We start from the raw sequence: 19,987 nt of genomic DNA, 5'->3' as shown, positions 1-19,987 counted from the left end.
CCATTTACCTATAATTAGTTTTATGGGAAATCGACTTTCAAAAATAGCCACCAGAACTGGTGATGCAGGCATGACTGGGCTTGGTGATGGTAGCCGGGTGGAAAAGGATCATCTGCGCATCTGCGCTATGGGTGATGTGGATGAATTGAACTCTGAAATCGGTGTTTTGATGACTGAATCGATCCCCGAGAGTCTTGCTGAAGAGCTAAAAACTTTATTTTTGCAAGTGCAGCATGATTTATTTGATTTGGGTGGCGAGCTTTGCATCCCCAATTACACCCTGCTCAAACCAGAGCATGTTGCTCAGTTAGATATTTGGCTTGAAAAATACAATGCCACTTTGCCCCCTTTAACTGAATTTATTCTCCCGGGTGGAACGCGTGCTGCTGCTCAGGCCCACGTGTGCAGAACGGTTTGTAGGCGCGCCGAACGTTCGATTGTGCGTTTAGGTTGGGAAGAGCCTCTTTACGATGCCCCACGTCAATACGTCAATCGCTTATCTGATCTCTTGTTTGTATTAGCGCGTGTGCTTAATCGTGCGGCGGGTGGTCAAGACGTTCTCTGGAAGCACGAAAAAAAAGAGACTAAATAAATTAGTCTCTTTTTAATTTATTAAAGCAGCCTCGCTTTATTTCACAACTTCTTATTTCTTTGCTTTTCTGCGGTTCTTTACTGCTAAAGCTAAGCGTTGTAATACATTAACTGAATCTTCCCAGTTAATGCAGGCATCAGTAATGCTTTTGCCGTACTCCAATTTGCTCGGATCATCTTTTCCAGGTGAGAACTTCTGAGCACCATCATTCAAGTGACTCTCGATCATCACGCCAAAAATTTGACTTGAGCCAGATTCAATTTGCTCGGCAATGTTTTCAGCCACCACAATTTGACGCTCATGTTTTTTGCTAGAGTTTGCATGCGACAAGTCAACCATCAAACTGGCTGGAAGCTTTGCTGCTGCTAGCTCAGAGCAGGCTGCTTGCACATACTGCGCTTCGTAGTTAGGCTCTTTACCACCGCGCAAAATTACGTGACAGTCTTTATTGCCTTTAGTTTCCACAATAGAAACTTGACCATTTTTATGTACTGACAAGAAATGGTGTGGGCGGCTAGCCGCTTGAATTGCATCGGTAGCAATCTTAATGTTGCCGTCAGTACCATTCTTAAATCCGATTGGCGCAGATAAGCCTGAAGCAAGTTCGCGGTGAACTTGGCTTTCAGTTGTACGTGCTCCGATAGCGCCCCAAGAAATGAGGTCAGCAATATATTGCGGGGAAATAACATCCAAGAATTCGCTACCTGCAGGCATGCCAAGACGGTTAATTTCCATCAACACTTGACGAGCAATTCGCAAACCTTCTTCAATGCGATAGCTTTCATCTAAGTACGGGTCGTTAATCAAACCCTTCCAGCCAACAGTGGTCCGCGGCTTTTCAAAATAGACACGCATCACAACTTCGAGTTCACCAGCAAAACGATCACGTTCAGCAAGGAGTCGTTGGCAATACTCTAGTGCTGCACGGGGATCATGAATCGAGCAAGGTCCGATGATGACGAGAAGACGATCATCTTTTCCATGAATGATGTCGCGAATCTTTTTACGCGTTTTGCTAATGAGGGCTTCAGTAGGTGTTCCCGAGATTGGGAAGAAGCGAATTAAATGCTCTGGTGGTGGCAGAACAGTAATGTTATGAATGCGTTGATCATCCGTGTCTGACGTTTTGTCGACGGCAGCGTACCAGTTTGCGGGATTAGTATTTTGTTGGCTCATACGGCTATTTTAAGCCGTATTAAGCGGTTCCCCCGACAGTCAGGCTGTCGATACGTAAAGTTGGCTGCCCAACGCCCACGGGGACGCTCTGACCTTCTTTGCCGCAAACCCCAATGCCACCGTCTAATTTCAGGTCATTTCCGATCATGGAGACCTGTTTTAGGGACTCAGGACCGCTACCAATAATGGTGGCGCCTTTAACCGGATATTGAATTTTGCCGTTTTCTACCCAATAGGCTTCCGAGGCTGAAAACACAAATTTACCGCTAGTAATGTCGACTTGACCGCCCCCAAAGTTCACCGCATAGAGGCCGCGCTTGATGCTGGCTACGATTTCTTGGGGGTCATCTTTGCCAGCCAACATGTAAGTATTGGTCATGCGGGGCATTGGTAGGGAGGCAAAACTCTCGCGTCGACCGTTTCCAGTCAGAGGCATATTCATAAGACGGGCATTCAGACTATCTTGAATATAGCCTTTCAAAATGCCGTCTTCAATTAGGGTGGTGCACTGGGTAGGTGTACCTTCATCATCAATATTGAGTGAGCCGCGGCGACCAGAGAGGGTTCCATCATCTACGACGGTGACGCCCTTAGCGGCAACGCGCTGCCCAATACAGCCAGCAAAAGCAGATGAACCCTTGCGATTAAAGTCGCCTTCAAGGCCATGACCTACTGCTTCATGTAGTAGCACGCCAGGCCATCCTGGACCCATGACTACGGTCATTGGTCCGGCAGGAGCAGGGCGAGAGTCTAAGTTAATCAGTGCGCCATCAACAGCTTCATCAACATATTGATTAATGAGTTCAGTATTGAAGTAATGGTAATCATGACGAGCACCACCACCCGAGGATCCAGATTCGCGACTGCCATTTTGTTCGGCAATCACATGTACTGATACTCGTACTAGAGGGCGTACGTCGGCAGCTAGTAAGCCATCAGCTCGAACTACAAGCACCACATCAAACTCGCCAGCTAGGCTGGCCATAACCTGAATGATGCGGGGATCACGGGCTTTTGCGCGACGCTCAATACCTTCAAGTAAGGCAATCTTTTCTTGTGGTGCCAGTGAATCTAAGGGATTTAAATCTGAGTAGAGTTCGTTGGATACGGGCGTAAATATTTTGCTCGCAACAGCACGTGTACCGCCTTGAGGCCCAATTACACGGGTGGATTTAGCTGCCTTGTTGAGAGCTTCTAAATTAATTTCATCAGAGTAAGCAAAGGCGGTTTTATCGCCATAGATCGCGCGCACCCCAACACCCTGATCGATGCTAAAGCTACCGGATTTCACGATACCTTCTTCTAGGCTCCAGCTTTCACTGCGGGTATGTTGGAAGTAAAGATCAGCATCGTCGAGCTGGTGCGTAAACATATTGCCGAAGGTGTGATGCAAATCTTGCTCGGAAAGGCCGGTTGGCTCAAGCAGAATAGATTTGGCCAGCTTAAGGAGGTCAGCTTGTTTCTTGGGCTTAGTCCAATCACTCGGAAATAATGCTTCTGGTGCTCTCATCTTTATTTAGCTGAACTTTCTGTATTAAAGCTTGCGGTGTTTTAGTGCGGGTAGCTTAGAGCGTACCTCTTTTAATTTATCTTTGCTGAGTGTGCCTTGAATAAACCCCTCTCCTTCAGGAAGCTGGCTTAATATCTCCCCCCAAGGATCAATAAGCATGCTTTCACCCCAGGTGCGGCGCTGATTAAGATGAATGCCGCCTTGGGCTGAGGCTAGAACATAGCATTGGTTTTCAATAGCGCGGGCGCGCAGCAGAATTTCCCAGTGGTCTTTGCCGGTAGTGTAAGTAAACGCAGCTGGAATGATGTGGCAATCAACTGTCCCAAGAGAGCGATACAGTTCAGGAAAACGTAGGTCGTAACAAATGCTTAGGCCAAAACGCCAGTCGACTTCATTGAGCCTGATTGCAAATTGGCCCGGTTGATTACCTGCAGCAATAGTTTCGGATTCTTCGTAGCGCTCTGTCTCAGTTTGAAAACCAAATAAATGAATTTTGTCGTAGCGGGCGATTTGCTTGCCAACAGGGTCAAACACCAGGGAAGTGTTGAGAACTTTGTTCGACTCTTTAGCCTCTAAAGGTATGGTGCCTGCAACTAGAAAGATATTATTTTCTTGTGCCATTGCTGCCAAGCGTTCTTGAATTGGGCCTGAGCCTGCAGCTTCCCTCGCATTTACCTTATCGGTATCTTTTAATCCCATCAAACAAAAATATTCTGGGAGAACGGCAAGTTGAGCCCCGCTGTCCGCAGCCGCTTTAGTTAAGCGTGCCGCAACTTCGAGATTCTCATTGAGATTAGGGGTCGATACCATTTGTATCGATGCCATGTTAAGTTCAGAAGTATTTCTTGGCATGTTCATCGACTTAGCCTGGCATTTGGGTAGAAAGGCCTGGGTTTGCGGGCGGGCTTGCAGGCGCAGAATTAGGTGAGCTGGGTTTTGTTTGCTCTTTCAAAAGATTTTTAGTGCGAATCGTCTCTAGCGTTTTCGCATCAAGGGGTTGACCCTTCTGATCGAGTGGAATCACTTCCGGATTGTTCCAAGAACCCTGAATCAAATAATCCGTTTGCAAAGTGCGATTAATTTGATTGGTAATGAGGTACTGACCCACTACCGCTCCTAGGCCGATGATAGGGTTGATCACGAATGCCGCTAGTGAGCCAGCGGTGGCATCAATTGTTGGGAAGATGGTAACGCGAAGATCTTGTGTTTGTTCTGGAATATTAATTTGACCAGTCATGGCTACACGTGCCTGATCCAGGATCATTGTGAATTGCTTAGTTTGCGCAATTCCCTTTGTGATTTCAAAGTCGCTATTGATCGAATTAAAAGGGGTGCCTTTGGTTGCTAAGCTGCCTAGACTGCCCTTTAAGTCGAAAGTGGCAAATCTAAATAAACTTTGTAGACTTAGAACGTCTAGTAACTTTGCTCCATCAGTATTGACTTCAAGTAGGCGACCTTTTGTCAGGTTGATGCTGGCATCGCCTGCCAATGAATCATATGCTGGCGCAAAGAGTGGTCCTGACCACGAGAGTGAGGCGTTGAGTGTTCCTTCCCCACCTTCCACAGGCTTCTCACTACTCCAGTGGGTAATGATTTGGCCCGCATCTTTGATGTTCATATCGACGGTGATAGAGCTCTGTTCGGCAGCGTTTTGAGTGCGCGCACTCCATTGACCCTTGATTATCGAGCTACCTTGTGGATTATTGATCTGAATAGACTCGACCTTCATGAGATCTTGACTAGTTTTCGATTTGATTTTTACTGCACCTAGTTTTGCCTTAGTCCAACTTAGATCATCAATTGTTAAATCCAGGCTGGGGATAGCATTTGGGCTGACAGGAGTCTTAAGGTTTGCTAATTTTTGCGGGACATTTTCCTTCGGTGACGAGTCTGCGAGTGTGCGCTGATCTGGCAGCTTCAGGCGTGCAAGTCGCCCAGCAATCAATCCGCTGGGGTGATCACCGCTGCTTGGGTGCCATTGCGCTTGACCAGCAATTTGAGGTGAATTTAGACGCAATTGCCAGACCGAATTTTTTTTCTGTGACTGTAGGTTGACGTCAACCCAATCGCGATCCAGTGCGATTAATTTTTTAACTTGGGCTGAGATTTGAATATCTTCTTCTGGAGTATCTGATTTTTTTACTTCACCCTTATGTTTTCCTGCCCCTAAAAACTCTATCCATTGATCGAGGTCCAGTTCATTACTTGCCAAGTGAAGTGAAGTGCCTTGTTGTGGCAAGGGCGCTAAAGATCCAACACCTAAGGCATTTTTTACTTCGTTGGCGAAATTCAGATTGCCTTGAATGAAATACTGATCCCCTAATTTTCCAGACCAATCTGCGCGCACTAGATTATTTTTGCTTGCTGGGTAAGTTTTTAAATTGAACTCACCAGACATGGGGGTTCCTGCTAATTTCTTTGCGGGAGCGGGGGCAGCACTTGCCCAATTACGCAAATCAAATTTTAGATTGGCCTGACTTCCCGCCTTATTAAAGTTGATCAAACCATCATATTTTGCTGATCCGCTCATTGCGGACAGCAGTGCTGGATGGGCACGAGACTTTAAATTTCCTGAAACATAATCTTTAATAAAGCTAGCATTGATATCGCCGCCGATGCTGAAGCTTGAATTTCCTGCTGTAGAGGGCGCGCTTGAAATCTTAAAGGCGCCACCTAAAAAGTTTGCAGTGACATTATCAAATTCTGGATTGACTTCAGTGATTCTTATCTTGCCCTTTAAATTATCCATTGGAGGCACTTCCCCCCATTGCGCTTGATTTCCTGGGAGGGTAACTTTTGCATCGAAATTGACATCATCACTTCCAGACAAAGGAATCTTTAAATCAAGACCTAGGCTAACTGGACCCTTCAATGTGAGGTTCTTGGCCAGATTGGCTTGCTGTACACCTACCGGGGATGTAAATAGATATTCCAGCATTTCGGAAGCATCACCCTCAGCTGAGCCATTGATCGATACGGTTAGATTTTTAGCGCTGAGATTGGGGATTTTTGATGTGACATTCGTCAGAGTCACTTTTTTGTAGTTGGCTTTATCAATTTCAACATTCAGGCTTGCTTGCTTCATGTCGATATTGCCACTGACGTTGCTAAATGCTTGCCAAACCCCCTGGCTTTTTGGTAGCAAGGGCGCTGGTTTATAGATTGCTTTTGAAATGGGGAGATGAAGAGTGAGTTCACCAACCGTTCCCGTAGGGAATGGCACCTGGTCGGGGTCTCCCTTTATGTGGAGGGAGCCATTCTGAATATCTCCCGCCTCAAATGCTTTGCTAAGAAATTGCCTAGTTTCTTTATCAATATTAACTGGCAGATAGCGATGGGCTGTCGCGAGTTTGGCTTTAACAAACTCCATGTCTAGCGTCATTTGATCGGGCTGCTTAGGTCCACCAATGAGGTAACTCAAATCAAAATTGGTGGTGATTTCAGAATTGCTGAGCTGTAATTTCTTGGCATTGATGAGCCAGCCGCCTTTTTGTTTGGACCAGCTAATGTCACCCTTCGCTCGATCAAGTTGAATTTCAGGAGCTGATAAAAAATCATTCATCTCCAGCTCAAGATTGCTGGAGTCAAGTGTAAAGTTACCCTGCTTCTGATTACTGACTAAGTTGCCAGATAAATGCGAAGCCGAAGGCATTGATTTATTTACCCCAGTAAAGCTAATGTCATTGAGCTTTGCGCTGATGGTGAAATCGAGTTTATTGGAAGAAAACCAATTGCCTGGTATTGGTAAGGCTGAGAGAGTGGATTGGCTTTCAGACCAATTCATATCCAAATTCTGCAGCTCACCATCTGCCTCAGAAATTTTGATCCACTGATGAATCTTTTTCGGGAGCGGAAGATTGAGTGCGAAGAGTGCAATATCTTCCACTTGTATTTTGGGCGAGGAGAAACCGAACTCTTTAATTTCGCCACCATCTTTTGGTGGACGCCAGCGGAAAGTAATCGGACTTAATTTATCTAAGGGGGCAGTGGCAGGGCTATCGATATTGCGCCATGACAAAGTTTTTGTTGTGATGGAGTTGAGGCCGCCATCCGTATCTTGGACTAAATCTGTCTCTAGTCTGCCAAACTCAAGGGGATCCTCCCCCTTGTTTAATTGCACTCTAAGTTGATCGGCTGTTAAGGACATTTGTCCACCATTCGCCTTACCGCCATCAAGCTTCAGACTGCCTTTGGAGTTGAGTTTTCCAGCTAAGTCATATAGCGGAAGACTTATGTCTTTGGAAATTTGACTGAGATTAAGTTCAGCAAGATCCCATGAAAAATTTCCGACCCAGTCATGCCAATCTCCTGCTTGTCCAGCAAGGTGATGTACAAAGTCGGCTTCGAGTTTAATTGGGTTTGGGCTCCAAGGTGTTTGCGCAACTAGCTGACCTTCATGGCTACGCATGCCATTACTTAGATGGACATTTTGAATATCAATGGAAGTCTTCAGCTTTTGACTTTGCTGATCCTCCCAAAAAATTTTCGCATTATTTATTTGAATATCAGTTTGAGCAAGCAACCAGTTCCCAACTGCAAAATTATCAGCATTGTTAAGAATTGGAATTCCGGCAATAGAGACTACGCCTTTGGTATCTCGTTGAGCGTACAGTTGAACCTGATCAAATGTGATCTCGTGGAAGTAGGGGGCTAGGTGATAAAAAGATAGCCAACTAAGTTGCCCGTTGATATTTTGAATCAGTAAGGGTGGAGTAGAGTTAGTCCCGCCGTTAAAGCGCAATCCTTGAATCGCAAATTTCGGACGAATTCCAGTCCACGAAACTTGCACTGCATCCATCGTGACCTTGGCACCTAAGCGAGCGCTCATTAAGCGCTCCAAGGAGGGCTTTGATTTTTCGATCTGAGGCCATAAAACAAAACGCACCCCAAGATGGCCGACAACAAAAAAAGCTACTGTGACACCAGCAAGAATGAGGGCACGCTTACGCCAACGACCGCCAGAACCTGGAGGACGTTTTTGAAGCACGCTCTGCAGGCGAGTCCGGATAATATTTCGAAGCATGGCCTCTATTATCCGTCAGCCCTTGGGCGATCTCCAAGCTTCTATAGTTTGAGTCTAGAGTCGGATTAAGATGGAGGAATGACCGATTCTGCCGCCCAAATTGAATTTTTAAAGCAGCACTCTAGCTATGCTCAACGTTGGCTTAATTCTCGTCCTGAATGGGAGGATTGGCTCCAGTCCCAGGCCGCCCTCAAAGTCGATGTTGCGGGTATTCGGGGTTTATTAAGCCCTTGCCAGGAAGCTTTAGCTATTCCCGAGCAGAATGAGGCTCAATTTATGGCAGATCTGAGGCTGGCTAGACAGCGCCTCATGCTCTGGATTGCCTACCGAGACCTTAATGGCCTAGCTGATCTCAGAGAGGTGACCCATGCGTTGAGTCATTTTGCAGAGGAGGCACTAGCTCTTTCTATTGCTTATATTCGGGAGGATCTGCAGCGTCGTTTTGGCATTCCTTGGAGTTCAGTCACAGACTCGGAGATGCCCTTGATGGTGGTGGGTATGGGCAAGTTGGGCGGTCTAGAGCTCAATCTCTCCTCTGATATTGATCTCATCTTTTTATATGAGCATGAAGGCGACACGCAAGGCGGACCCAAAAGCTTGTCTTATCACGAGTGGTTTACTCGAATGGGTAAACGTTTGATTAAGCTCATGGCAGAGCATGACGCAAACGGCTTTGTATTTCGGGTGGATATGCGCCTGAGACCAAATGGAGATTCGGGTCCTTTGGTTTGTAGTCTCGATATGCTTGAGGAATATTTATTGGTGCAAGGTAGAGAGTGGGAACGCTATGCTTGGATTAAGGGCAGGTTGATTTCACCTTTGCCTGACTCGCCTGCCTTTGCTTATTGTGAGCGTGAGCTCGATCAACTGATTCGCCCCTTTGTCTATCGCCGTCATTTGGACTATGGCGTGATTGCCTCTATCCGTGAATTACATGCACAGATTCAGCATGAAGCTGAGAAACGCTCGTCAAATCATCACGGTCGATCCAGGGATATCAAGTTGGGCCGTGGCGGTATCCGTGAAATTGAGTTCTTGGCGCAAATGTTTCAGCTGATGCGTGGCGGCACTGATCCACGTTTTCGTATTCGACCTACCCTAGAAGTGTTGGACTTGGTAAAGCAGCAAGCAATTTTACCGGCCAATGAAGTGGATGACCTCAAGACCGCTTACGTTTACTTGCGTCGCTTGGAACATCGGATTCAGGTGTGGGAGGATCAGCAGACACACTATTTGCCTGAAGATGAGGACGCTCGTACTCGCTTAGCAGCGAGTATGGTTGGCCCCGATCAAACTCAGGAGCGATCCACTTTTTTGTCCGTACTCGACAAACACCAAGCCGCAGTAGCTCAGTACTTTGAAAAAGCATTTGTACTTGATGATGCTGCGCGTCTGGACAATACAAGCTTACCGGCGGGATGGGAGCCTGATGGCACGATATTCCCAGAGTCTGCAGCACGTTGGTTGGCTTGGGCTGATAGCTCCAAGCAAAGACAGCTACCAGAGAAAAGCAGAATCATTTTTAATAACCTAATTCGTAAGGCTGCAGATAGCTTGCAAGCGGATCCGCCTGCCTCCATCAGCGCAGACCAGACTTTGCTTCGTTTCTTTGATTTATTGGAGGCGGTGGCTCGGCGTAGCGCCTACCTATCCATTTTGTCTGAGTACCCTCAGGCGCTATCCAATGTATTGGCGTTGCTGAAGGCCTCTCAGTGGGGCGCAGAGTATTTAACCAGACACCCTCATCTCCTAGATTACTTGCTCAATTCAAGAACTGAGAAGGCGTTGATTGAACATCCGGAGCAATATTGGCAAGAGGTGAAAGCCACGCTAGAAATGCGTCTTGATGACGTGATGGCAGATGGTGATGGCCCTGAACAGGCGATGGACATTTTGCGCATTACCCATCACACCGAAACCTTTATTACCTTGTTGGCAGATTTGGGTATTGGCGTTGATCATGAGCTTTCTGTGGAAAAGGTCAGCGATCATTTATCCGCTTTGGCCGACTTAATATTGCAGACTACTTTTGAGCGTGTGTGGCCAAGCGTAGCCAAGAAGTTTGAATTACCACTTGATGCAACTGTGCCATTTGCGGCGATCTCTTATGGAAAGTTAGGCGGCAAAGAGTTGGGATATGCCTCGGACTTGGACTTGGTATTCTTATATCAAGCCGAAGAAACAGATTTTGCCGCCCAAGAAATTTATGCCTTACTCGCCAAGCGGATGATCAACTGGTTAACCGCTTATACATCGGCTGGCAGCCTGTTTGAAATCGATACGCGTCTGCGCCCAAATGGCTCTGCAGGATTCTTGGTAACAAATGCCGATGCTTTTAAGAAATATCAGTTGCGCGAGGGTGATAACGCAGCTTGGGTTTGGGAGCATCAAGCCCTAACGCGCGCAAGGTTCTCTGCGGGAAGTAAAGTGGTTGAAGCCTTCTTTGATGATGTGCGCTTTGAGGTCTTAAGTCAGAATCGCGATATTGATCAGTTACGCCATGAGATTTTAGAGATGCGTCGCAAAGTTCATGCTGGGCACCCAAATCCCACTCCCGATTTTGATTTAAAGCATGATGCTGGCGGAATGGTAGATATTGAGTTTATTGTGCAATTTTTAGTTCTGGCATTTTCAAATACCTATCCACAGCTTATTGGTAATCTGGGGAATATCGCCTTATTACGAATAGCTGGAGAGGTGGATTTAATTCAAGCTTCAACGGCTCAAGAGGTAGGCGATGCCTATCGCCTACTACGGGCTCGTCAACATCGCTTACGGTTAGATGGCGCTGAAAAGACGCGGGTAGATTTGGGGCTTGAGCCTCAACTAGTTCAAGCAAGAGAAGTGGTGCTAGCTTTATGGCAAGAAATCTTTCTTGCCCCCTCGGACGCTTAAAACCTAGTTTTGTTCTAACAGTTCTCGAGCGTGTCGACGCGTAGTATCGGTAATCGTTGCTCCGCCCAACATGCGGGCAACTTCTTCCACTCGCTCAGACCTTCCAAGCGGCATGACTTGAGAAAGAGTTTTATCATCCGCCTGAGATTTGCTTACTTTCAAGTGATGATTACCTTGTGCAGCAACTTGTGGCAAGTGGGTCACACAAAGAATTTGATGTGATTCGCCAAGTTGACGCAATAATTTTCCAACTGTCTCTGCAACAGCCCCACCAATCCCAGCATCGACTTCATCAAATATCAGGGTTGGCGTAAATGATGCTTTGCTGGTGATCACGCTAATGGCTAAGCTAATACGAGCCAATTCACCGCCGGAGGCCACTTTTGCCAATGAGCGTGGGGTGCTGCCAGCATGACCTGCAACCAGAAATTCAATTTGTTCAAGACCTTGGGCGCCACCTTCAGATAGGGGTAGTAAAGCAATTTCGAGCTGTCCGCCTGCCATTGATAGGTCTTGCATTGCGGTGGTAACTTGCTTGCCCAAGTCGAGTGCAGCTTTGTTCCGTTTTTGGGAGAGTTGCTTTGCTTGCTTGAGATAGGCTAACTCTTCTTGTTTCACTTTCTCACGTAAAGCTTCTATATTTTGAGAGGCGGTCAATGCATCTAAACGTTCGGTAGTGTCCAAAAGTAATTTTGGCAAGTCATCTGCTTCGGTGCGATATTTTCTAGCTGCGCTATGGAGGGCTTGCATGCGCTCCTCTACTTCACTGAGGCGTGCAGGATCTAAATCGATTTTTTGCAAATAACGATTGAGGCTATGCACCGCTTCATCTATTTGAATTTGCGCTGACTCTAAAGCTTGACTGATATCGCTGAGCGCAGAGTCATGTTCTGCTAATGCACTCATATTGGTGCTGACTTTAGAGAGGGTTGACTCTACTGAGTTATCCGCCTCGCTCAGAGCATCGATCGCTTCTTGGCAACCACTAATAATTTTTGCGCCATTAGCTAATCGAGCATGCTCACTTTGAATGGTGACCCATTCACCTTCTTGCGGAGAAAGTTCGCTGAGTTCCTCCAATTGCCACTCCAAACGCTCACGTTCGCGTTCAATATCCTGGCCAGCATTTTCGGCTTGCTCCAGTCTGCGACGCGATTCACTTAGAGTTTTAAATAATTGAGAGACCTCTGCAACAAGATCGAGATGATTCGCATGACGATCTAGTAGTTCACGTTGCGCGCCACCCTTGAGTAATAGTTGATGCGCGTGTTGCCCATGAATATCCACCAATTGATCGCCTGCTTCACGGAGCTGGGCTAAGGTTGCCACGCTACCGTTAATGAATGCTCTGCTACGACCATTGACTTCTACGGTTCTTTTGAGGAGCAGGCTTTGCCCTTCATCTTCAAGCGGAAAGCCTTGTCTATCAAGCCATTGATTGAAGTGGTTAATTTGCTGTGGATCAATCCGAAAGAGGGCGCTAATTTCTGCGCGGTTACAGCCTTCACGAATTTGACTGCTATCTGCACGCTCGCCCAATACGAGGCTGAGTGCGTCTAAGAGAATTGATTTGCCGGCACCAGTTTCACCGGTGAGCACCGTGAAGCCTGAGGAAAGATCTAGCTCTAGCTGGTCAACAATGACAAAGTCGCGAAGCGATAGGGTTTGAAGCATGCCTTAGCGTACCGAAAAATTCGACATCAGAATGTCGATGGATACTCATTCCAATGTAACTTTTCTCGCAAGGTTTTGTAGTCACTATGGCTGCGAGGGTGAAGTAGGGTGATTGTTCTTTTAGATTGACTAACTTCAATGATGTCGCCCGATTGCAAGTTGGTTTGGGATTGCATATCAAAGTTCACAATCACTTCTCTGCCATCAACCACCTCGATGCTCACCACAATATCTTGCGGCAATACGATGGGGCGATTGGATAAAGAATGTGGGGCAATCGGTGCCAATAGAATGCCTGCTACCCGCGGATGCAGGATGGGGCCGCCGGCTGACAGGGCGTAAGCAGTTGAGCCGGTAGGTGTTGAGACAATCAAACCATCGGAGCGTTGGTTATACATAAATGAACCATTAACGCGCACTGCAAGCTCGACCATTCCGGAAATTCCAGAGCGATTGACTACGACATCGTTGAGCGCAAGGGCTTGATTAATCTCTTTCCCGTTGCGCATCACAACTGCATCAAGCAGCGTTCTAGTGTCAGCTTCGTATTCACCAGCAATAATTTGTGGCAAGACAGTTTGAACGTTCTGAATCGGGATATCGGTCATGTAGCCCAAGCGACCCATATTGATACCAACCAGAGGTACGTTGCTACCAGCCAATTGACGTCCAATGCCAAGCATCGTCCCATCACCGCCCAAAACAACTGCTAAATCGATGGCGCCCGAAAACTCCCCGACTTTTTTGACTGGATAGGCGGTCAGCCCCAAATGGCTTGCAGTAGCACTCTCGACATAGACTTCACAGCCTTGCTCGGCTAATAGGGTAGCCAGGTCCTTGAGGCGCTCTTGCATGCCGTCAGCCTGATATTTGCCGACGAGCGCAACCCGGCTAAATGCCTTTTTGCTGGAATTTGGGGATGGGCTTAACATATAACGATTAAACCATACGCATAAAATCCCTTCCACTATGGATGATCGTTCCCGCGCCTTACTGAAAACCCTCATCGAGCGCTATATCGAAGAGGGGCAGCCTATTGGCTCACGCACCCTATCTCGATTCTCGGGATTGGATCTTTCTGCGGCCACGATTCGCAATGTCATGGCGGATTTGGAGGAAATGGGCTTGGTTACCAGCCCCCATACTTCTGCCGGACGTATTCCAACGCCAAGGGGCTACCGTCTCTTTGTGGATACGATGGTGACCGTCCGTCCTCTAGAAGAAATTGCTACCCGTGAGATGGAAAAAGGCCTTTTGCCAGATTCCCCGCAACGGGTAATGAACTCTGCTGCACAAATTCTGTCCAATTTGACTCATTTCGCTGGGGTGGTGATGACGCCTAAGCGTGCGCAAGTGTTCAAACACATCGAGTTCTTACGACTTGGCGAAGGCAAGATACTGCTCATCATGGTGACCCCTGAGGGTGATGTTCAAAATCGCATCCTTCCTACTACACAAGACTACACACCAAGCCAGTTGGTAGAGGCTGGCAATTACATCAATATGCAGTTCGCTGGTAAGAGCTTTGCTGAAGTGCGGGCGCATCTGGCTTCTGATCTAGATAACTTACGCAGTGATATTTCTGGTTTGATGGCCTTGGCGCTCCACAGTGGCGTCAGCGATTACGGCATGGGTCAGGGGGACATGCTCCTATCAGGTGAGCGTCGTTTGCTTAATGTCGGCGACCTCAGTACTAATTTAGATAAGCTCCGCAAGATGTTTGACATGCTGGAGCAGAAGTCAGTACTCATGCAGTTGTTGGATGTATCTAGTCATGCGGACGGGATTCAGATCTTTATTGGCGGTGAAAGTGATTTACTGCCATATGAAGATTTAGCAGTCATTAGCGCGCCATACAGTGTTGATGGGCAAATCGTTGGAACGCTTGGAGTAATTGGACCTACTCGCATGGCATACGATCGAGTGATTCCGATTGTCGACATTACTTCTAAATTGTTATCAGGCGCATTGAGCTCCCCAGTGGGATCTTGATAGCAATCTCATTTTTAATTCTCTTTAATTAAGACGGATCCTCCTTGAATCAAAACCCTCACTTACGCCCTTCTAAGACAGCAGTGTTGTTGCTGAACTTGGGCACTCCTTCCGCGCCAACTGCTAAAGCGGTGAGAGCTTATCTCAAAGAATTTCTATCAGATCCTCGCGTTGTAGAAATCCCTCGCATTATTTGGTGGTGCATTTTGAATGGCATTATTTTGCCGATTCGTAGCGGCGCTTCTGCAAAAAAATACGCTTCTATTTGGTTGCCAAAACTAGGCTCTCCATTGATGCATTACTCACGCTTACAGGCAAAAGAGTTGGGCGAGAAATTCGCTAATCATGGAGAAGTGGTGCTGGTAGATTTGGCTATGCGCTATGGTGAGCCCTCGACCCAGCAAGCCCTGGAAGCCTTGCAGGCACAGGGCATGGAGCGACTTTTGTTGTTACCGCTATACCCGCAGTATTCAGCGACAACAACTGCCTCCAGTTTTGATGAAGTATTTCGTGTGCTCGGAACATGGCGTAATCAGCCTGAGCTGCGCTTAGTAAAGCACTATCACGACAACCCTGCTTACATCACTGCGTTACGTGATCAAGTACTCGGCGCATGGGATAAAGATGGGCGCCCAGACTTAGCTGCTGGCGATCGTCTAGTGATGTCATTTCATGGTCTGCCTAAACGTAATTTGATGAAGGGTGACCCCTATCATTGCGAGTGCTTAAAAACCGGTCGCCTGCTTGGTGAGTCTTTGGGCTTAGAGCCCGGACAATATTTAGTTACCTTCCAATCTCGGTTTGGTAAAGCAGAGTGGCTTAAACCCTATACAGCCCCAACAATTGAAAAGCTGGGCAAAGAAGGTTGCAAGCGAGTAGATATTTTTTGCCCAGGCTTTCCGGCAGATTGTTTGGAGACTCTAGAAGAAATTGCCATGGAAGCACGTGAGATCTTTTTAGAACATGGCGGTAAAGATTACCGCTATATTCCTTGTCTCAATAGCAATCCAAAATGGATCGAAGCGATGTACGAAATTGCCCAGCAGCATTTATCAGGTTGGAGCTTAGGTATGGAGTCCGATGCGGTATTGCAAGAACGTAATCGCCTCGCTGAGTTAGCTAAAGCAAAAATTGCTTAAACTCGGTCGCACTTGAAATTGCTTTAATCGGCCCCATATTGTTGAGAAGTAGCCATTCTGATAGAAAAGTGAATTTGCACCTATGACCCAAGAAAACCAAAATCCATCTCCTGAGCAGGAAAATATTGCTGCTGATCCTCAGGCCGAGGCTGGTGCTGATGCTGCTTCTGCAGAAGCCGAAGTAAAGACGCCAGAACAAGAGATTGCCGAGCTAAATCAAAAGCTAACAGAAATGCAGGATAACTACCTCCGCGCAAAAGCTGAGGGTGAGAATATCCGTCGTCGTGCTGCTGAGGATGTTTCTAAGGCGCATAAGTTTGCGATTGAGAGTTTTGCTGAGCATCTCGTGCCAGTAACAGACAGTTTGTACGCAGCCTTGAACGCAGAGGCGGTCGATGCAAAAGCCTTTAAAGAAGGCTTGGAGATCACTCTCAAGCAGTTGCTCTCCGCCTTTGAAAAGGGTCGCATGACTGAGATTAATCCTGCTGTGGGTGACAAGTTTGACCCTCACCACCATCAGGCAATTGCTTCCGTACCATCGGATCAAACGGCTAATACCGTGGTTTCAGTGCTTCAGAGGGGTTATTCCATCGCCGATCGCATTTTGCGCCCAGCTTTGGTAACCGTGAGCGCACCCAAATAAGCCATTTAAACCTCTAAATTAGGGGTTTTTCACCAAAAAGCGGGATAAAAAGGCAGAAATCTGCCTTTTTTGCATTTTTAGCCCTTGAATTCCCTCTTTTTGACCCCATTTATTGAATATCGATTTATTCACAGTTTTACGAAATTACACATAACTTAATTTTTGGAGCCATTATGGGAAAGATTATCGGAATTGACTTAGGAACCACAAACTCGTGCGTTTCCGTTGTTGAAAACAATGCACCTAAAGTTGTCGAGAACGCAGAAGGCGGCCGTACAACTCCATCCATCATTGCTTACGTTGAAGACGGCGAAGTATTGGTTGGCGCACCTGCAAAACGCCAATCAGTTACCAACCCTAAAAACACTATCTACGCAGTGAAGCGTTTGATGGGTCGCAAATTTACTGATGCTGAAGTGCAAAAAGACATCGGTTTAATGCCCTACAAAATTGTTCAAGCGGACAACGGTGATGCTTGGGTTGAAGCACGTGATAAAAAAATGGCACCACAACAAGTGTCAGCCGAAATCTTGCGCAAGATGAAAAAGACTGCAGAAGATTACCTTGGTGAAGAGGTGACTGAGGCAGTGATTACTGTTCCTGCTTACTTCAACGACAGCCAACGTCAAGCGACTAAAGATGCTGGTCGTATTGCTGGTTTAGATGTCAAGCGCATCATCAATGAGCCAACTGCTGCAGCGCTGGCATTTGGCCTCGACAAGCAAGACAAAGTAGATCGCAAGATCGCTGTGTATGACTTGGGTGGCGGTACATTCGACGTCTCCATCATTGAAATCGCTAACGTTGACGGTGAGAAGCAGTTCGAGGTGCTCTCTACTAACGGCGATACCTTCTTGGGTGGTGAAGACTTTGACCAACGCATCATTGATTGGATCATTGCTGAGTTCAAGAAAGAGCAAGGCGTAGATTTGAGTAAAGATGTATTGGCATTACAACGTTTAAAAGATGCTGCTGAAAAAGCCAAGATCGAACTGTCATCTGCACAACAAACTGAAATCAATTTGCCATACGTGACTGCTGATGCAGGCGGTCCTAAGCATTTGAACTTGAAGCTCACTCGCGCTAAGTTGGAGTCTTTGGTAGAAGAGTTGATCAACCGCACGGCTGGGCCTTGCTTAACTGCAATTAAAGACGCTGGCGTAAATGTGGCTGACATCGATGACGTGATTTTGGTTGGCGGTCAAACCCGTATGCCTGCAGTTCAGGACAAAGTAAAAGAGATTTTTGGTAAAGAGCCACGTAAAGACGTGAACCCAGACGAAGCAGTTGCTGTTGGTGCTGCGATCCAGGGCTCTGTATTGTCTGGTGATCGTAAGGACGTATTGCTCTTGGACGTAACTCCATTGTCATTGGGTATCGAAACCTTGGGCGGTGTAATGACCAAGATGATTCCAAAGAACACGACTATTCCTACTAAGCATTCACAGGTTTACTCCACAGCGGAAGATAACCAGCCTGCGGTAACCATTAAGTGTTTCCAAGGTGAGCGTGAGATGGCTGCTGCCAACAAATTGCTCGGTGAGTTTAATTTGGAAGGTATTGCTCCAGCACAACGCGGTATGCCACAAATTGAAGTGACTTTTGATATTGATGCCAACGGTATTTTGCATGTAACTGCAAAAGACAAAACGACTGGCAAAGAGAACAAGATCACCATTAAGGCAAACTCTGGTTTGACTGAAGAAGAAATTCAGCGCATGGTGAAAGATGCTGAAGCGAATGCCGATGAAGATAAAAAAGCATTGGAATTAGTAACAGCGCGTAACACTGCCGATGCTTTGGCTCACTCAACCAAGAAAGCCTTGGAAGAGCATGGCTCTGCTTTAGAGGCTTCTGAGAAAGAAGCAATCGAAGCTGCCCTGAAAGAATTGGATGAGGCAATCAAGGGTAGCGATAAAGCTGCTATTGAAGCTAAGACTGAGGCTTTGGGTAAAGCTAGTCAGAAGTTAGGCGAAAAAGCCATGGCTGCTGAACAAGCTAAAGCTGGTGGCGCCGCTCCTGGTGCAGCCCCTGGTGGCGCGCAAGCTGCTGCTCCGGATGCTGACGTAGTGGATGCGGATTTCAAAGAAGTGGATGACAAGAAGTAATCCCGGAGATTGAAAGCCATTTAACGTAGTTTAGAAGTACTTAAATAACAAGTCGGCCTCGTGCCGACTTGTGTCATTCAGGTTGTTGAGAGGAATTTTGTGCCTAAAAGTAAACGCGATTATTACGAAGTGCTTGGTGTTGCGAAAGGTGCCAGCGATGAGGAGCTAAAAAAGGCTTATCGGAAAATGGCGATGAAGCATCACCCCGATCGCAACCCCGATAGCAAAACAGCGGAAGCGCAATTCAAAGAAGTTAAAGAGGCGTACGAAACCCTCACGGATCCAAACAAGCGCGCAGCTTATGATCAGTACGGTCATGCGGGTGTGGACCAATCCAGTGGATTTGGCGGTGGCGGTTTTGGTGGCGGCGGTTTTGCGGATGCCTTCGGTGATATCTTCGGCGATATTTTTGGCCAAGGTGGTGGACGTCAGTCGGGACCACAGGTTTATAAGGGTGCCGATTTACGTTACAACATGGAGATCACCCTCGAGCAAGCTGCCGAGGGTTACACCACGCAAATTCGAGTACCAAGTTGGAGTGACTGCAAGCCATGTCACGGGACTGGTGCTGAGCCTGGTAGCAAAGCTGAAAGATGTACTACTTGTGATGGTCATGGCCAAGTTCGTGTCCAGCAAGGCTTCTTCTCCATGCAACAAACTTGCCCTAAGTGCCGCGGTACAGGCGAGTACATTCCGAAGCCATGCAAAACTTGTCATGGCAGCGGTAAAAACAAAGAACAAAAAACACTTGAAATCAAAATCCCTGCGGGTATTGATGATGGCATGCGCGTGCGCTCCGTTGGTAACGGCGAACCTGGCGTGAATGGCGGACCATCTGGCGATCTCTATGTAGAAGTCAGAGTTAAGCCCCATAAGGTATTTGAGCGCGATGGTAGTGATCTGCATGTGCAAATGCCGATCTCTTTTGCAACTGCGACCATTGGCGGCGATATTGAAGTGCCAACGCTGTCAGGGCGCGTCGAGTTTCCGATTCCTGAGGGAACGCAGACTGGTAAAACATTCCGTTTGCGTAATAAGGGAATTAAAGGACTGCGCTCTACGATGGTGGGTGATCTCTTCGTTCACGTTGCCGTTGAGACTCCGGTCAAGCTAACTGATGAGCAAAAGAAATTGCTGCAAAAGTTTGATGACAGCTTGAAGTCTGGTGGAGACAAACATAACCCCCATCAAAAGGGTTGGTTTGATGGTGTGAAGAGTTTCTTTAGTTAACTAAT

At 47.0% G+C, this 19,987-nt stretch carries 13 protein-coding genes; 7 read left to right on the top strand and 6 right to left on the bottom strand.

What is annotated here, in order from left to right:
* Positions 1-22: 22 nt before the first annotated feature.
* Positions 23-592, top strand: coding sequence for a cob(I)yrinic acid a,c-diamide adenosyltransferase (locus ICN30_RS07005; protein ID WP_216230054.1), 570 nt, complete (start codon positions 23-25; stop codon positions 590-592).
* A 51-nt stretch (positions 593-643) separates the two neighbouring features.
* On the opposite strand, the gene ICN30_RS07000 is transcribed toward ICN30_RS07005, so the two are convergent.
* The 4 genes from ICN30_RS07000 to ICN30_RS06985 are packed head-to-tail and all read right to left on the bottom strand — an operon-like array spanning position 644 to position 8,301.
* On the bottom strand, positions 644-1,768 hold the full coding sequence (locus ICN30_RS07000; protein ID WP_216274346.1) for a 3-deoxy-7-phosphoheptulonate synthase: 1,125 nt from the start codon (positions 1,766-1,768) through the stop codon (positions 644-646).
* A gap of 19 nt (positions 1,769-1,787) precedes the next feature.
* Positions 1,788-3,278, bottom strand: coding sequence for a metalloprotease TldD (tldD, locus tag ICN30_RS06995; protein ID WP_255533151.1), 1,491 nt, complete (start codon positions 3,276-3,278; stop codon positions 1,788-1,790).
* Between the two features lie 24 nt (positions 3,279-3,302).
* A complete protein-coding gene (locus tag ICN30_RS06990; protein ID WP_216274343.1) occupies positions 3,303-4,136 on the bottom strand; it encodes a carbon-nitrogen hydrolase family protein in 834 nt (277 codons plus the stop codon).
* A 4-nt stretch (positions 4,137-4,140) separates the two neighbouring features.
* Positions 4,141-8,301: a YhdP family protein gene (locus tag ICN30_RS06985; protein ID WP_216274340.1), complete on the bottom strand. Its 4,161-nt coding sequence runs from the start codon at positions 8,299-8,301 to the stop codon at positions 4,141-4,143.
* A gap of 78 nt (positions 8,302-8,379) precedes the next feature.
* Between ICN30_RS06985 and glnE the strand changes: the two genes are divergently transcribed.
* Positions 8,380-11,196, top strand: a complete 2,817-nt coding sequence (gene glnE, locus ICN30_RS06980; protein WP_216274338.1) for a bifunctional [glutamate--ammonia ligase]-adenylyl-L-tyrosine phosphorylase/[glutamate--ammonia-ligase] adenylyltransferase — start codon at positions 8,380-8,382, stop codon at positions 11,194-11,196.
* Positions 11,197-11,199: 3 nt separating this feature from the next.
* Here the strand turns inward: glnE and recN are convergent, their stop codons facing one another.
* Positions 11,200-12,870, bottom strand: coding sequence for a DNA repair protein RecN (recN, locus tag ICN30_RS06975; protein WP_216274337.1), 1,671 nt, complete (start codon positions 12,868-12,870; stop codon positions 11,200-11,202).
* Positions 12,871-12,896: 26 nt separating this feature from the next.
* The gene (locus ICN30_RS06970; RefSeq protein ID WP_216274335.1) at positions 12,897-13,802 is read right to left on the bottom strand and encodes an NAD kinase; all 906 of its coding nucleotides are present in this window, start codon (positions 13,800-13,802) and stop codon (positions 12,897-12,899) included.
* Between the two features lie 37 nt (positions 13,803-13,839).
* On the opposite strand from ICN30_RS06970, the gene hrcA reads away from it, so the two are divergent.
* The 5 genes from hrcA (at position 13,840) to dnaJ (ending at position 19,982) form a co-directional block, all read left to right on the top strand.
* On the top strand, positions 13,840-14,862 hold the full coding sequence (gene hrcA / locus ICN30_RS06965) for a heat-inducible transcriptional repressor HrcA (RefSeq protein ID WP_216230061.1): 1,023 nt from the start codon (positions 13,840-13,842) through the stop codon (positions 14,860-14,862).
* A 44-nt stretch (positions 14,863-14,906) separates the two neighbouring features.
* Complete coding sequence (hemH, locus tag ICN30_RS06960) at positions 14,907-16,001, top strand: ferrochelatase (protein WP_216274333.1); 1,095 nt, start codon at positions 14,907-14,909, stop codon at positions 15,999-16,001.
* 82 nt (positions 16,002-16,083) lie between these two features.
* Entirely contained in the window at positions 16,084-16,644 is a 561-nt protein-coding gene (grpE, locus tag ICN30_RS06955; RefSeq protein WP_216274330.1) for a nucleotide exchange factor GrpE, read from the top strand.
* A 173-nt stretch (positions 16,645-16,817) separates the two neighbouring features.
* Positions 16,818-18,752 carry a molecular chaperone DnaK gene (gene dnaK / locus ICN30_RS06950; RefSeq protein WP_015421906.1) on the top strand — a complete coding sequence of 645 codons (1,935 nt, stop codon included), beginning with the start codon at positions 16,818-16,820 and terminating at the stop codon, positions 18,750-18,752.
* 99 nt (positions 18,753-18,851) lie between these two features.
* Positions 18,852-19,982, top strand: a complete 1,131-nt coding sequence (gene dnaJ / locus ICN30_RS06945; protein ID WP_216274328.1) for a molecular chaperone DnaJ — start codon at positions 18,852-18,854, stop codon at positions 19,980-19,982.
* Positions 19,983-19,987: the final 5 nt, after the last annotated feature.

This window comes from Polynucleobacter sp. 31A-FELB (assembly GCF_018882405.1).
Classification (GTDB): Bacteria; Pseudomonadota; Gammaproteobacteria; order Burkholderiales; family Burkholderiaceae; genus Polynucleobacter.
The sequence above is the reverse complement of the archived record's forward strand: the minus strand, read 5'-3'. Positions and strand labels throughout refer to the sequence as shown.